This window comes from Pseudomonas sp. Irchel 3A7 (assembly GCF_900187565.1).
Classification (GTDB): Bacteria; Pseudomonadota; Gammaproteobacteria; order Pseudomonadales; family Pseudomonadaceae; genus Aquipseudomonas.
In genome coordinates this window covers 61,485-75,464 of record NZ_FYED01000014.1, presented here as the reverse complement: position 1 = coordinate 75,464, position 13,980 = coordinate 61,485, and the positions used below count along the sequence as shown (strand labels likewise).

15 protein-coding genes and 1 pseudogene are annotated in these 13,980 nt (G+C 56.5%); 10 read left to right on the top strand and 6 right to left on the bottom strand.

What is annotated here, in order from left to right; translation table 11 throughout:
- Positions 1-89: 89 nt before the first annotated feature.
- Positions 90-1,217 (bottom strand): diguanylate cyclase, encoded by a 1,128-nt coding sequence (locus tag CKW21_RS22390; protein ID WP_095196080.1) that lies wholly within the window; start codon positions 1,215-1,217, stop codon positions 90-92.
- A 310-nt stretch (positions 1,218-1,527) separates the two neighbouring features.
- Between CKW21_RS22390 and CKW21_RS22385 the strand changes: the two genes are divergently transcribed.
- From CKW21_RS22385 to katG, 7 genes and pseudogenes are all read left to right on the top strand, one after another.
- A complete protein-coding gene (locus tag CKW21_RS22385) occupies positions 1,528-2,253 on the top strand; it encodes a DUF3313 domain-containing protein (RefSeq protein ID WP_095196079.1) in 726 nt (241 codons plus the stop codon).
- Positions 2,254-2,373: 120 nt separating this feature from the next.
- On the top strand, positions 2,374-3,201 hold the full coding sequence (locus tag CKW21_RS22380; RefSeq protein ID WP_095196078.1) for a winged helix-turn-helix domain-containing protein: 828 nt from the start codon (positions 2,374-2,376) through the stop codon (positions 3,199-3,201).
- Complete coding sequence (locus CKW21_RS22375) at positions 3,198-3,680, top strand: hypothetical protein (RefSeq protein ID WP_095196077.1); 483 nt, start codon at positions 3,198-3,200, stop codon at positions 3,678-3,680. Before CKW21_RS22380 ends, CKW21_RS22375 begins: the two co-directional genes overlap by 4 nt.
- 236 nt (positions 3,681-3,916) lie before the next feature.
- Positions 3,917-4,333: a histidine kinase gene (locus CKW21_RS22370; protein WP_095196076.1), complete on the top strand. Its 417-nt coding sequence runs from the start codon at positions 3,917-3,919 to the stop codon at positions 4,331-4,333.
- A gap of 96 nt (positions 4,334-4,429) precedes the next feature.
- Entirely contained in the window at positions 4,430-4,930 is a 501-nt protein-coding gene (locus CKW21_RS22365; RefSeq protein ID WP_095196075.1) for an outer membrane beta-barrel protein, read from the top strand.
- A 119-nt stretch (positions 4,931-5,049) separates the two neighbouring features.
- Positions 5,050-5,391 (top strand): annotated as a pseudogene (locus tag CKW21_RS22360) (helix-turn-helix domain-containing protein); the annotation flags it as partial.
- 511 nt (positions 5,392-5,902) lie between these two features.
- Positions 5,903-8,158: a catalase/peroxidase HPI gene (gene katG / locus CKW21_RS22355; RefSeq protein WP_095196073.1), complete on the top strand. Its 2,256-nt coding sequence runs from the start codon at positions 5,903-5,905 to the stop codon at positions 8,156-8,158.
- A 132-nt stretch (positions 8,159-8,290) separates the two neighbouring features.
- Here katG and CKW21_RS22350 read toward each other — a convergent pair whose 3' ends face one another.
- Positions 8,291-8,773: a hypothetical protein gene (locus tag CKW21_RS22350; RefSeq protein ID WP_095196072.1), complete on the bottom strand. Its 483-nt coding sequence runs from the start codon at positions 8,771-8,773 to the stop codon at positions 8,291-8,293.
- A 538-nt stretch (positions 8,774-9,311) separates the two neighbouring features.
- On the opposite strand from CKW21_RS22350, the gene CKW21_RS22345 reads away from it, so the two are divergent.
- Positions 9,312-10,700 carry an alpha/beta hydrolase gene (locus CKW21_RS22345; protein WP_141233007.1) on the top strand — a complete coding sequence of 463 codons (1,389 nt, stop codon included), beginning with the start codon at positions 9,312-9,314 and terminating at the stop codon, positions 10,698-10,700.
- 147 nt (positions 10,701-10,847) lie between these two features.
- Here CKW21_RS22345 and CKW21_RS22340 read toward each other — a convergent pair whose 3' ends face one another.
- Positions 10,848-11,204, bottom strand: coding sequence for a DUF6124 family protein (locus tag CKW21_RS22340; protein WP_095196070.1), 357 nt, complete (start codon positions 11,202-11,204; stop codon positions 10,848-10,850).
- Here CKW21_RS22340 and CKW21_RS22335 point away from each other — a divergent pair.
- Positions 11,203-11,565: a hypothetical protein gene (locus CKW21_RS22335; protein ID WP_095196069.1), complete on the top strand. Its 363-nt coding sequence runs from the start codon at positions 11,203-11,205 to the stop codon at positions 11,563-11,565. The genes CKW21_RS22340 and CKW21_RS22335 overlap by 2 nt on opposite strands.
- Positions 11,566-11,619: 54 nt before the next feature.
- Here CKW21_RS22335 and CKW21_RS22330 read toward each other — a convergent pair whose 3' ends face one another.
- Positions 11,620-12,084: a nuclear transport factor 2 family protein gene (locus tag CKW21_RS22330; protein WP_095196068.1), complete on the bottom strand. Its 465-nt coding sequence runs from the start codon at positions 12,082-12,084 to the stop codon at positions 11,620-11,622.
- Positions 12,085-12,182: 98 nt separating this feature from the next.
- Between CKW21_RS22330 and CKW21_RS22325 the strand changes: the two genes are divergently transcribed.
- Positions 12,183-12,587, top strand: a complete 405-nt coding sequence (locus CKW21_RS22325) for a helix-turn-helix domain-containing protein (protein ID WP_095196067.1) — start codon at positions 12,183-12,185, stop codon at positions 12,585-12,587.
- A 4-nt stretch (positions 12,588-12,591) separates the two neighbouring features.
- Here the strand turns inward: CKW21_RS22325 and CKW21_RS22320 are convergent, their stop codons facing one another.
- The gene (locus CKW21_RS22320) at positions 12,592-13,566 is read right to left on the bottom strand and encodes a trans-acting enoyl reductase family protein (RefSeq protein ID WP_095196066.1); all 975 of its coding nucleotides are present in this window, start codon (positions 13,564-13,566) and stop codon (positions 12,592-12,594) included.
- Positions 13,563-13,964, bottom strand: a complete 402-nt coding sequence (locus CKW21_RS22315) for a VOC family protein (RefSeq protein ID WP_095196065.1) — start codon at positions 13,962-13,964, stop codon at positions 13,563-13,565. Before CKW21_RS22315 ends, CKW21_RS22320 begins: the two co-directional genes overlap by 4 nt.
- Positions 13,965-13,980 lie beyond the last annotated feature (16 nt).

Sequence of the window (13,980 nt, the reverse complement as noted above, 5' to 3'; positions counted from 1 at the left end):
ATCCAACATCTATGCTGACTGACCCGACGCTTTCGCGAGCAGGCTCGCTCCCACAGGTCGATGTACAGCCCTCGCAAGCAAGCTCGCTCCTACTCGGACACCACCACCTGGTTGCGCCCCCGAGCCTTGGCCCGATACAGCGCCTTGTCGGCGTTGCTCATCAAACTGTGCAGGTCCTTGTCACTGGAATCCATGGACGCCACCCCGACGCTCGCCGTGATGCAGTGCACCGGCCCGGTCATCAGCCCGGCAATGGAATGCACCAGTTCCTCGGCGATGTTCTGCGCAGCTTCAAGGGACGTGTCCGGCAGCAATACGGCAAACTCCTCCCCGCCCAACCGGCCATAAACATCGGTTTCGCGAAATGACCGACAGATGACCACGCCCATCTGCCGCAGCACCTGATCGCCGACCTGATGCCCATAGGTGTCGTTGATGTGCTTGAAATGGTCCATGTCCAGCATCACCGCACACAGCGGCAACTGGTAGTTCTGGCAATGGTTATAGAGCCGCTGGGCATGCTCGAAAAACGCCCGGCGATTTTTCAGGCCCGTCAGTTCATCGGTCTGTGCGGCGCGGGTGGAAATGCTGTGCGCCAGCTCCATTTCACGGGTTAACCGGAAAGCCGTTTCCAGGGCATCGGAGAGCTTGCGCGTCGCGCTGCACACAAAGGAGGCAAACACCAGAACGGCCAGGCCCATGCCGACCTGAAGGGTCGTCGACTGCAACAACAGCCAAAACGTACAGGGCAACAACACCAGCGCGATGGACACCACCGTCATGTAGCGATAGGCCGAGTAACAGGACACCGCACTGACCGACATGCCGACGGTAAACAACATCACCAGCGCCTGGGCCAACAGGTCGTCGGCCGGCATCACGGCCAGCGCGCCACCGCCCCAGATACTGGCGGACAGCACCAGGGTGACCAGATAAATGCGCTCCCAGCGTTGCGGCGTGCGCGCCGCTTCCGGGCTGTGGAAATACACCACGAACATCGTGATGCGCACCAGCGTCGAGGCCGTCAGCAGGGCTACCCACCAGGCGACGACGACATGATCAAAACGCTCCCAGCACAGCCAGCAGAGCATGACCATTGCCAGGAAACTACCGAAAACGGCTGAAACCGACTGCCGAAACAGCTGTTGCAATCGGTCTGTACGCACCTGCTGGGCGATGAAGCGTTCCTGCTCTTGCCGAAATCCAAGGCCATCCATTGAGTTCGCCTGATAATGCTGCGGTAACGTTAACCATTGTGGCACATCGCTCGGGGGCGACTGCAAATCTGCGTGGGAGGCGCGCATTTCTCCTGCCGCCCCCAAATACCGAGGCCGGCACAATCCCCTGTGGGAGCGGGCTTGCCCGCGAAGAGGCCGGTACACCCAACATTGATGCCGGTGGACACCGCTTTCGCGAGCAGGCTCGCTCCCACAGGAGTGCGTTTGGTGAGTGGTTATATCCGCTTACATAAACCGCAGGCAATGAACGACTACCTGCCCAGGGCTTGCAGTTATCGGATAGCGCAGCGTGACGCCACTGAGCATCATCGCCGCGTCAAATTCAAACGGTAACTTGCTGATGCGCGCCAACCTCCTGATTTCTCTAGTGTTTCTTACTGCCTTGACGGGCTGCACAACAATGCCCGCTCCCGAGACACGACACACCGGATTCCTCGAAGACTACAGCCACCTTTCGAAGGATCCGAAATGGCCCGATAGCGAATACTGGGTCAAACCGACACTGGATATAAAAAAGGACTACCAAAAGCGCATCTACCTTGAACCGCCGCGCTTTTACTACGTGGGCAAAGACATTGAACTGGTCACGGAACAGCCCACCGATACCGCCACGATGTTGAAATATCTGCACCAGGCGATCCTCCTTGAGCTACTGACCAGCGGCTACGATGTCATCGCCCGCCCCGAACCCAATACCCTACGATTGCGCACGGCGGTCACCGGCACCGAGCGCACCCCACGGGATCTGTCCATTCCAGAATACCTGCCAGTGGGATTCATTGTCGGAGGCGTCATGCAACTGACCGGCACACGGGATGAGAGCTTGCGGATCTTTTTTGAAAGCGAACTCAGGGACGGCAAGACCGGAGAGTTGCTGGCGCAATCCGTCAGTGCCACGACGGGAAATGAAATTTCGCCTTCCGATAAAACCAAAATCGAAGACACCTTCCCGGCCCTCGATGCCTGGGCCAGGCAATTGCGCGAACGCGCGGACCAGGCATTTGCCGCCAACTGAGACCTTGGCGCTACTTCAAGACAATGGACTGTCTTGAGTCGCCGATTGAACAAGACCCGATCCTTGGCCCATCCAAATCGTTCCTATACTCTGCGCGAGCCCCTTTAACAGAGGATGTCCATGAACTACGCCTTCAAGTTGAAAAATGGTGCGACGGCTGTGTTCGATCCGCAGAACGCAACGTTGTCCATTACGACACCCCATGGCGATGTTCAGAACTCCCCGCTGGCGCGAGCCGAGGCGCGATTGCTGGAATTGCTCCTGATGGAGCCCGGTGTCACCAAAACCCGTGACGAGATCATCGAATACACCTGGAATGATCGCATCGTCGCCTCCGGCAGCCTGAATCAAGCGGTTTTTTCCCTTAGAAACATACTCAATGACAGTCGGGACCATGAAATCCTGATGACCATTCCTCGACGAGGCTATTGCTTCAATCGCAACTATGTCATCAGTGAAACAGCCGACTCGCATTTGCCCCTGGATCAACCAGAGACGCCAGTTGTACCCTCCCCCGAAGAACAAGATCCAACGCATCGGGCTGAGCATCCCTTACCTGGGACAAAACCGGACACGTTGAGCAACGCTACAAAAGTCTTGCTGGCGGGTTATACCCTGACCTTCTTGGTGTGCGCGTTCACCCTCTCCCGCTTCGACTTTTCCTTCGACACGCCGACCATCGAGGTCTCCAGCACCCGGCAGAACCAGATAACCCTGCATGCACTGGGCGACAGTGTGGCTGACGCCCAATCGCTCAGGGACAGTTCCGCCCGGCAAGCTCAAACATTGCCACCACACCTCAGCGGTGAAGTCTGGATCAATCGCGTCAAATCCAGTTATTCCATCTCCTGCATTCGCGCCGACCTGAGCACGGCCAACCTGCAGTCAGACAGTGAACAAAAAGAACTCGCACCGTTGATTCGGCAATGCCTGGAAGCGGCCCTATGACGTTGCCGAAGCCATCAATCATCCAGTGGGTAGCACTTGGAGCCATCAACCTGCTCTGTCTGGTTGCACTGGCCTGGTCGCCGTCGCCCTATAAAGAAAATGCCAGTTACCACACCACAACCCGACTGTGGCTCGCCGACCATAGCCAGCTCAACACAGAGGAATACCTCACCCTCGGGCACGGCCGATTTACCCACTCGGTACTGGAAAGCATGAATGGAAAAATTCGCAACGCCACACTTTCCGCAGAAGTGACCCGGGCGAGCAAAGACCGCATCCAGGTGAAAATCACTAACGTCAAGCTCAGCCAGGATGACGAGTTATTCGCTATCGACAAGAGTCCGGATCTTTTCTTCAAGCGCCAGTATGTTTTCCAGGAAGGCGCCATTCTTAACTATCAGTTTCTACCCTCCCCGAATGACAAGTCGGTGTGCTTTTACATTCATGAGCTCACTCGCTTGCGCTGCTTGAATCATTAAACACAAACAAAAAATAATAATCATTGATTTGAATTAAAACCGACGCTCTTCAAAAATCCTCGCACCCGTTACTTTTGGAGTCGAGCGTGCTTAACCTTCCGCTGAACAAGTTGCCACTCAGGCATAAAATCGTGTTCGCCGTTCTTGCATACACCAGTGGACTGGCACTGGGGTGGATACTGGATTATTGATTCCGCCTACAACCATTACTCGATAAACAAAAGGAACAGTGATTCATGGCCAACCCATGGCTGCGCATCTTGCTGGTCGATGAAGATCATTCCACGCGGATGAATATCGAAAAGAATCTCGCCAGTCTCGGCTATCACCGCGTCGCACCGCTGAGTTCGCTACATGAACTGTTGGTCATCATTGACAGTGCCCTGTGCACATTTGATCTTCTGATCATCAATGAAGCGATATTAAAGCGTGCTGGCCCAATACTTGATCAAGGTATTCGCGGCTACCCGGACATCCGGCACTCACTTATTTATCAGGACGCGAGCTTGCACTTCTCGCCCTTCGTTGACTGCTCGATGTCAGCGATGAATTTCACCCTGTCCGGCCCCCCGGACAGAGCATCCATCAACCAGGTCATGAATTTCATTGATAAACCGGCCTGCTTGAAAACCACGGCCAAAGCGCCCGCGTGACCGTGGAAATACCAATTTTTGACTGTGATTAACGCCACCGCCGCTGAAAAATCCACACGCTGACCATTTGGAAAACCTGCTTAAGGAAGCACCCCCATGCTGCTCAAAAACATTGCAATCATCTCGTTCGCCTCCTTGCTTTCTTTCAAGGCAATGGCGGATGACAAAGGACTCTATGTGGGTGCCGGCGTCTCCAGCATCGAGACCGATAAAAAGACCCTGAGCGATGAAGAGACAGGATATAAGGTTTATACGGGTTATCGCATGAATGATTTCTTCGCCTTCGAAGGTGCAGTCGTCGATTTGGGAAACTTCAAAAACGAGAATATTAAGTTCGAAGGCAAGTCGGCGCAGATCGCGACCCATATTGGCTTCCCCATCGGACAACGCATTCGTGTGTTTGGCAGCGTCGGCGCTCACGCCTGGGATGCTGACGGGAATGCCACGGATGATGATACCGGGGTTGATCTGACTTACGGGGCCGGGGTCGAACTGGATGTATTCCGTAATGTCGGACTGCGCGCCGAATACGAGGTATTGGAAGTTGGCAAGATCGAATTAAACCAGACATCCGCATCAGCCTATTTTCTCTGGTAAATCATCTGCCGGGAGCGGTCCGATTGATCGCTCCTTAGACTCCAGGCAATTTTTCAATCGCGTTAATGTTGAACTTCATGACCCTTGCAAAATCGGTTAAAACCCTTGGCGTCCGCCACATTCCAGAAAGACAAAAGATCGCGATTAAAGCCATCGAATACATTCATGAAAACCTGAACGCTTCGCTCAACATGAACACATTGGTAGAACAACTTGAAACTACCAATCGCACCTTGCACCTGGGCTTTTTCGAGGCATTCGGCATTTCGCCGATTGCCTACGCCAAGAACCTGAGACTGGCGTATGCCCGGCGGGACCTGATCAAGAAAACCTGGCCAACCGTCACCGAAATCGCCATGCATTGGAATTTCCAGCACCTGGGTCGTTTCTCCCAGGATTACCAGCAAGCCTACGGGGAACCGCCGTCGGAGACGATCCGGCGCAAATTTGTGAAGCCGTAAGCCCCTTCAGCGACGCATTGCTGTTCACTTAACGGTGCACCCACATTTGTGGCGAGGGGATTCATCCCCGTTGGGTCGCGAAGCGGCCCTAATCCGGACAACACGGTCTATTTGAACGGGCACTGGGGGGCCGCTTCGCAGCCCAACGGGGATGAATCCCCTCGCCACAGGTTTCTTGTCTTAAGTGAACAGCATTTCCTTCAGCGACGGCACCATTCCCCTCGCAGCCCCCTAAGAGATTGCGCCTATCATCGACTAATACTCGCGCTATTAGCTGACTTGCCTTTACGGGTCTACCTTTATTTAGCGTCGGCGTAGTCTGGCCGGCACAGACCTGATGTGAAGATAAGAATGAGTCGGAAACTGACCAGGCGTAGTGAGGGTCGTCACCACAACGATCAACGGATCGAAATGCGGGTCCGGCAACCTGAGTCATTGATTTCGCTCGCTTCTATTCCAGGCCCGCATCGGGCCGGGTAGCTGAATGAACTCGACCGAGGGTAGCTCACACATGGCAAATGAATCGAAATGCCCGTTCAACCACGCCGCCGGTGGTGGCACAAGGAACCGCGATTGGTGGCCGAATCAACTCAACCTGAACATCCTGCACCAGCACTCGCCCCTGTCCGACCCCATGGGCAAGGACTTCAACTATGCCGAGGCCTATAAAAAGCTGGATTTTGCGGCCGTCAAAAGAGACCTGACCGCACTGATGACCGACTCGCAGGAATGGTGGCCCGCCGACTTCGGCCACTACGGTCCGCTGTTCATCCGCATGGCCTGGCACGCCGCCGGCACCTACCGTACCGGTGACGGCCGCGGTGGCGCAGGCTCCGGCCAACAACGCTTCGCTCCGCTCAACAGCTGGCCGGACAACGTCAGCCTCGACAAGGCCCGCCGGTTGCTGTGGCCGATCAAGCAAAAGTACGGCCGCAACATTTCCTGGGCCGACCTGATCGTGCTCACTGGCAACGTCGCGCTGGAGTCCATGGGCTTCAAGACCTTTGGCTTCTCCGGTGGCCGTCCGGACGTCTGGGAACCGGACGAAGACGTGTACTGGGGCTCGGAAAACAAATGGCTGGGCGGTGACGTCCGTTACGACAAAGCACAAAAACCCGTGCAGGCACCCGGCGATGTTCCACTGGTGGCCGAACCCGGGAGAAACGAGGACAGCCGCACCGACCAGGGTCGTAATCTGGAAAACCCGTTGGCCGCCGTGCAGATGGGTCTGATCTATGTGAACCCGGAAGGTCCGGAGGGCAATCCCGATCCGGTCGCCGCCGGCCTGGACATCCGCGAAACCTTCGGCCGCATGGCGATGAATGACGAAGAAACCGTGGCGCTGATCGCCGGTGGTCACGCCTTCGGCAAAACCCATGGCGCCGGTCCTGCCGATAACGTCGGGGCCGAACCGGAAGCCGCTGGTCTGGAGCAACAAGGCCTGGGCTGGAAAAGCAGCTTTGGCAGTGGCAAGGGGCCCGACACCATCACCAGCGGACTGGAAGTGACCTGGACCACAACGCCCACAAAATGGAGCAACAATTTTCTGGAAAACGTGTTCGGCTTCGAGTGGGAACTGTCGAAAAGCCCGGCGGGCGCTCATCAGTGGGTACCGAAAAACGGTGCGGGTGCCGGCATTATTCCGGACGCCTTTGATCCGTCCAAACGCCGTAACCCAACCATGCTGACCACCGACCTGGCCCTGCGCTTCGACCCGATCTACGAGCCGATCTCGCGGCGCTTCCTGCAGAACCCGGATCAACTGGCCGACGCCTTTGCCCGCGCCTGGTACAAACTGATCCACCGTGACATGGGGCCACTCTCGCGCTACCTCGGCCCGGAAATGCCCAACGAAGAACTGCTGTGGCAAGACCCGATCCCAGCGGTTGATCATCCGCTGGTCAACGACAGCGACGTCGCCGCGCTCAAGAGCAAGATCCTTGCCTCGGGCCTGAGCGTTTCGCAGCTTGTGTCGACAGCCTGGGCAGCGGCTTCCAGCTTCCGTGGCTCCGACAAACGCGGTGGCGCCAACGGTGGGCGCCTGCGCCTGGAGCCACAAAGATCCTGGCCAGCCAACCAGCCTGATCAACTGGCCAACGTGCTGGCAAAACTCGAAGGCATCCAGAAGGAGTTCAACGCCGGGGGCAAGAAAGTTTCGCTGGCGGACCTGATCGTGCTGGCCGGGTGTGCCGGCGTCGAGCAAGCCGCGAAGAATGCCGGGCAAACCGTCACGGTGCCATTCACGCCAGGGCGGACGGACGCGAGCCAGGAACAGACGGATGTCGAGTCTTTCGGCTTCCTCGAACCCATCGCCGACGGCTTCCGCAACTACCTGAAAACCCGTTACAAGGTATCGTCCGAGCATTTGTTGATCGACAAGGCGCAGTTGCTGACATTGACCGCACCAGAAATGACCGCGCTCATCGGCGGCCTGCGCGTGCTCGACACCAACGTCGGCCAAACCGCCCACGGCGTCTTCACCACCCGCAAGGAAGCGTTGACCAACGACTTCTTCACCAACCTGCTGGACATGGGCGTGGAATGGAAACCCATCTCGGACAGCAATGAAGAATTCGAAGGTCGCGACCGCAAGACCGGCCAGCCGAAATGGACTGCAACCCGTGTGGATCTGGTGTTCGGCGCCAACGCACAGTTGCGGGCGCTGGCGGAGTTCTATGCCAGCGCCGACAACAAGGAGAAGTTCGTGAAGGACTTTGTGGCAGCGTGGACCAAAGTGATGAACCTGGATCGCTTTGATGTGAAGTGACATAGCAGGCAAGACCCTTGGCCACCTCGGCATTGAATGCCGGGGTGGCCATTTTATTTCCCGCCCCCCCCCCGAATGATCGACCAGTGCATTCTTTGAATTGAGCAGCGGGACTACCTCTGCAACCTCAGCTCAATATACTATCCCGGCTATAATAGCCAGCACTGCGAAGACACTTATAACAATATGCATTAACACCACCAACCTTGTATTGTCCGGCTTGTTCAGATCCAAAAGTGGTGAGAACTGAGTGGGCACTGTCTGTGCCAATTGCCCCTTGTAGCTTTGTATTGAATTCCAAATTATTACTGCTTCCGCCTGCGACGAGGCAACCAACCGACAATTAAAAAATGAAAACATTACATAACCAAGCACAAACCAAAACAGTAACCCGGCTTCGGGACCATCGACTGACCAAGCGACCGCAACCGCTGCTGCTGTTACAGCTTGATAATAACCCCAGAACTTGTGCGTCTGATCCGTAGTGTTTCGAAGGTACGAAATTGCATCAGTCAGTTCCATGATCACTCCCGTATTCCTGCTTAGCCACCCATTACGATCCCATTGAAATTTTAGCGCCAGATCAATCCATTCATAATCATTCACCTGACCCATCAACGCTTCCAGATCAATATAGGTGGTAAAACAAAATCCGCCACTTTACCAGTCGCCTACTCCAGCCCCGGCAATGATGCCTTGCCAGTGAATTAAGGCACTAAAGGGCCCAGGCCAGCGGGAGTCCGACCTGGACTTTTTCTATATTACTTCGCCCTATTTACATAATTGCGGAGTGATATAAGAAACAACCCATAGTCATCTATCTTTTCATGGAGTGATCGAGACTCCGTGGACTGCCCCTCTGCTCCACTAAAGGAAATATCGAGATCAATTAAAAGGGGCAATTAAAAGGGACAGTTTTATTTTCTCCTCAGGTCAAAATAGATCCGCCCCTTCCGACCTATAGTGCAACCCTAGACTGAAGTGACATTCATCATGCCGCCATCCACGCTAACCAAAACTTCTATTGCGCGCCGCTCCGCTACCCATCCTCCGTGACAGCCTCCCACCGTCAACCTCCCACTAATCGCGAGTCCGCTCCGTGCCGTATCCGAGCGCTCACATGCGACGGATAGACCTGACACGGTGAATGATCATGAAGATCCTGCTGATTCTTGGTGTGTGCCTGTTGACCGCCTGTACTGGCAACACCCCGATTCGAGACGACAAAGTGACGACATGCGACAAAGTCGAATCTTGCAGCAACAGCTACTACGAGCAGCATCCTAACTACGAGATTGGCTTCGTCGAGTACAGCGAGCGGGGCAACGATTTCGCCCCGGCGAGAACACAAAAGCTGCTCGATCGCCTGGAGAAGTATTCCGCCAGCGGCAAACTCGCCATGGTGGTCTTTATCCACGGTTGGAAGCACAACGCCGAGCAGAAAGATCCAAACGTCACCAGTTTCACCAAAGCGCTCGCCAACTTATCCAAATCTGGCGTACTGGGTGATCGCAAGTTGGTTGGCATCTATGTTGGTTGGCGTGGCTTGTCCCTGCACGGACTCGGGAGCGAGAACATTACCTATTGGGACCGAAAGTCGGTAGCGGAGGAAGTCGGCCGCGGTGGTGTCACCGAATTGCTCACGCAGTTGGAACAAATCGACCGTAACCAGGAAACGAATTATCTAGTCATCGTCGGCCACAGTTTCGGTGGCGCAATCGCCTTGAGTGCCTTGCATGATCAGCTACTCGAACGACTGCAGAATCAACAGGATGGACATCCGGTAAAAGCTTTCGGCGATGCTGTGATCATGCTGAACCCCGCGATTGAAGCCAACATGGGACTGCTGCTCAAGGAGAACAGCCTGAAGGTTGGCGCCTCAAAGGTGCGTGCACAGCCACTGCTTTACGTCATCAGTTCGGAGGGGGACGAAGCCACCCATTATGCTTTTCCGGCGGGACAGTGGCTGGGGGTCAATTTGACGTGGAGCCAGGTCGACCTCAACAGAAACTACAACGGCCAGGCCTATTCGATCAGGGAAGAAAAGATGGACACCACCGCCATCGGCAACTACACCCTGTTTCACACCGCACTGATCAAAGATCCTGACCTTAAGCAAACACATCCCCAGCCCACTGCCCTGGACTCCGCGACAGTCGTCAACAAGGCGATGGCCACACCCAAGGTACTGGAGGACACGAAGTTCGGCGACTGGGAGCTCGTAAGCTACTGCACACCTGATGGCAGCAATGGCGACCCCAACGTACCGCGCATGCCCTGCTATAGAAATGAGCCGGTAAACTTCATCTATACAGCAGACTCCTTCATCGATAACCACAACGATATCTTCAACCCTGCGGTGATCGCGTTCATGTCCACGGCTGTCAGCAAGGCCATCTACGAACGCACGAACGGAGAGTCTCGTTTCGATCAATGCCTGGATGAATCCAAGCTGCGGTTCAGCTTCAGCCTTTGTTACAACCACCACTTCACAGCGGCAGAGAAGGCAGAAAAAGAACTGAAGGAGCTGAATAAAGGCTAACCCATTTCATGGCCGGCAAAAATCCAATTGTGGCAAGGGAGCTTGCTCCCGCTGGGTCGTGCAGCGGCCCCAAAAAGCTGCGGCTGCTGCGCACCCGAACGGGACGGTGCGGCGTTCCGACAAGCTCCCTCGCTACAATGATTCCGTTTACGGCGGATCTATCTGATCCAGCACCCGATTGGCCGTGATCTCCGCCAGCATGATGCTGTTGGAAATCCCCAGCAGTGCATTGCGCGATCCACCGTCCAGATGGTCCACCAACTGATGCACCATCACATCCACCGAAGCCAGTGTCTCGACCAGATACACCATCAGCGTTTCGGTCGTGGTTTCCGGGTTCACGGTAAACAGCGTGCTGGGTGTACGCGGGGTGGCCTTGATGTCGGCGGTCGAGGGGAAGTGGAAATCGAGGGCGCGCTCGGCGGCGTCGTTGAGCTTTTTTGAGTCGGGTTCGTAGGGGGATACGGGATCGGTGTCTGGGGGATTGGGTGTTGGTTTGAACATGGATGAAGCTCCTGGATATGAATGGGGAGTCACCATCCTTCGCTACCAAACGGAGGGTGGTGACCATACACAGGTTGGTAGACCGGTCCAGGAACCCGGCGCATCCGAAGACGCCCTGCGCACGGCCACCATAAAAAGCAGAGTCGAATCAGCCTCTGCAAAAGGCAGCACTGCGCACCTGAATAAACCGGGCTACCAAACCCGATCGCTGTTTTTCAGCGACCGGCAAACAATAGAAGCCGCCCCCCAGGCGCACAAGCCGGCGGATTCTGGCGTAACCGTAGGCAACGACGCAAGGCTTTGTAGCTTTCAGGAAATGAGCGTAAGACCCGTTAAACACGCGACACTCGAAGATGTTTAAGAGGCGGTTCAACCCCTGAACGCAGGAACGATAATCCTCCTCTACCGATCTGCTCTAACCCCCAGAAAGCACGGCCGGATCTCCCGAACGCCAGACGTTGTCCACCGTAACGCTCTGGATGAGCCAGCCCTCGCCTTCTCTCACCAGCTTTACGTCGTAGCGGTTCTTCATCAGGTAGTGGCGTGAGTGATCATTTTGCGGCACGTGCTGGGCTTCCACGAGTGCATCAAGCTGCGCCCGATCCCCGTCAACACTGACTCGGGGATTGCTGACCGAGTGTGTGGTGTCGATCCGCGCGAGTGAGCCGGACAGCGCCGCGACGATAGTCTCTCGACCTGCCAGTACCGGGTATTCAAACCCGGCCTTTGCGGCGGCAGGCCTGAAGTCGGATATCGCATCTTCGGTAAACGCCGATGCAAGCAAGGCGTTGTCGCGCAAGTCGATACCGGCGGCAAACCGGTAAAGCGTTTCCACCACCGCGAGCTGGTCTGCGGTGTCCTGGGAGTATGTGGCTGACATGATTGACGCCTTAAGTGAAGTGAATCCGCATGGTATCTGTTGTATACCTGATATCAATTACGCACTTTGAAGTCATCAGGTATATCGGAGGAAACCCCATGGGCGAAATTGGAGACCGCACGCCGGCTCAAACCGGCTCGCACACCGACGCCAAAGTCGACTGTTCGAGCCGTTTTTTGCTGGATCAGATCGCGGATAAATGGTCAGTGCTGATCCTCGCCGCGCTGTGCCAGAAGCCACTGCGTTTCAATGAACTCAAACGAGGCCTGGAGGGCATCACCCAAAAGGCGCTGACGCAGGCGCTACGCCGGCTGGAGCGCAATGGCATTCTGGCTCGCCGGGTAATCCCCTCCTCGCAGATCGCGGTGGAGTACAGCATCACGCCGCTGGGCCGCACGCTGGAGGAACCGTTCAGGGCTTTGCATGCCTGGACCATCAATTACGTGGACGCCGTGGTGCAAGCGCAGGCGGATTTCGATGCACGCGACACCGAAGCGTTGTAGCGCTCTAGTATTCGGTGATGGTGGTTCCGTAGATGGTCTCGGCGAATCCGCTGCCGAATACCCGGGCAGGCGTTTCGAACCCCGGCCGTCGATCGCCCTCCAACACTCGCCGCGCGGCTTCAACAGCCACCAACGGTGTGTAGGAGTAGCCGTTGACGGTTTCAATGATCGAGCGCGCCACGCGGCCATCGCCTGAGACTTCCACCACCGCTCGGGCACGATGCGCTTCGCGTTGTTCGACGCTTGGGCCATCAGGCAATTGCGACAGATCGCCTTGCGGGAACGCATCGCCGCTGACATGCACATACATGGCAATGTCGGGTATGCCGGTGGAGTGCCAGGCGGTCACCAGGTCACCGAACGACAGCGGCGCGCACAGCACCGGGCCGTCACCAAAATCGAAGTGCCGCGGCGGCGCGTCGGGGGTTGCAACCAGCAGTCCATCGACCCGCGCCAGAAGGCCTGCATCCATGATTTCGCTGACACTCAGGGCCGATCCCCGTGACATGGAACCTGCGACTTGCAGTGCGATCCTGAGTGAATGCGGTTCCTGCACACGTCTGGCGACCTGCATTGCCAGGCAATCCGTGGGCACCACATCCCAGCCGACACCGGGCAGTAACATGACCCCCGCCCCGGTGGCCTGGGCGCCGAGTTGCTCCGCCTGCCGATAGACGTTGATCTCCGCCGTGATGTCCAGGTAGTCGACGCCAGCGTTGATACACGCCTGCATCAAAACGTCCGCCGTATGAGCGAACGGCCCTGCGAAGTTCAGCAGCACCGCGATGCCCTCCAGTGCATTCGCTGCCTGGGCATCAGGGCTGAACACGCGATAAGGAACGTCCAACTGCGCGGCGAGCGATTGCAGTTTTTCGGCATTGCGCCCCGCGATGACAACGTCCAGCCCCTGCCCCTTGGCATGCTCGACCGCCATGCGACCGGTGTACCCCGTCGCCCCGTAAATCATTAATGTGCTCATGGGGTGTGCTGCCAGTTTTTGTAGACGAATTCGAGACTGTAGCCGTCGGGGTCGAGGACATTGGCGGCGTAGTAGTTGGGGTCGTAATGCAGACGTGCGCCCGGGGCACCGTTGTCGACAGCACCACTTTGCAGCGCCGCCGCATAGGCTGCGTCGACGTCGGCCTGACTGCTCGCCACAAAGCCGACATGCACCGCCCGCCCCTCCACCACGCCTTCGCGCAACCAGAAAAACATGCGTCCATGGGCACCGAAACCTTTCAGATCGGGATGCCCTCGCGGCCCGTCCTTGCCGTCGTAATCGAGCCGTGCGGTGATGCCCAGCGGGGTCAGTGCCGCGGTGTAGAAACGAACGGAACGGTCGATGTCACTGACCGACAGAAAAATGTGATCAAGCATGGAGAAGCCTCGCAAT

Coding starts and splice junctions, on each gene's coding strand:
- CKW21_RS22365 (WP_095196075.1), top strand. CDS start 4,430: ATGCTGCTCAAAAACATTGCAATCATCTCGTTCGCCTCCTTGCTTTCT.
- CKW21_RS22375 (WP_095196077.1), top strand. CDS start 3,198: ATGACGTTGCCGAAGCCATCAATCATCCAGTGGGTAGCACTTGGAGCC.
- CKW21_RS22370 (WP_095196076.1), top strand. CDS start 3,917: ATGGCCAACCCATGGCTGCGCATCTTGCTGGTCGATGAAGATCATTCC.
- CKW21_RS22350 (WP_095196072.1), bottom strand. CDS start 8,773: ATGGGTCAGGTGAATGATTATGAATGGATTGATCTGGCGCTAAAATTT.
- CKW21_RS22345 (WP_141233007.1), top strand. CDS start 9,312: ATGAAGATCCTGCTGATTCTTGGTGTGTGCCTGTTGACCGCCTGTACT.
- CKW21_RS22340 (WP_095196070.1), bottom strand. CDS start 11,204: ATGTTCAAACCAACACCCAATCCCCCAGACACCGATCCCGTATCCCCC.
- CKW21_RS22330 (WP_095196068.1), bottom strand. CDS start 12,084: ATGTCAGCCACATACTCCCAGGACACCGCAGACCAGCTCGCGGTGGTG.
- CKW21_RS22315 (WP_095196065.1), bottom strand. CDS start 13,964: ATGCTTGATCACATTTTTCTGTCGGTCAGTGACATCGACCGTTCCGTT.
- CKW21_RS22320 (WP_095196066.1), bottom strand. CDS start 13,566: ATGAGCACATTAATGATTTACGGGGCGACGGGGTACACCGGTCGCATG.
- katG (WP_095196073.1), top strand. CDS start 5,903: ATGGCAAATGAATCGAAATGCCCGTTCAACCACGCCGCCGGTGGTGGC.
- CKW21_RS22390 (WP_095196080.1), bottom strand. CDS start 1,217: ATGGATGGCCTTGGATTTCGGCAAGAGCAGGAACGCTTCATCGCCCAG.
- CKW21_RS22380 (WP_095196078.1), top strand. CDS start 2,374: ATGAACTACGCCTTCAAGTTGAAAAATGGTGCGACGGCTGTGTTCGAT.
- CKW21_RS22325 (WP_095196067.1), top strand. CDS start 12,183: ATGGGCGAAATTGGAGACCGCACGCCGGCTCAAACCGGCTCGCACACC.
- CKW21_RS22335 (WP_095196069.1), top strand. CDS start 11,203: ATGGATGAAGCTCCTGGATATGAATGGGGAGTCACCATCCTTCGCTAC.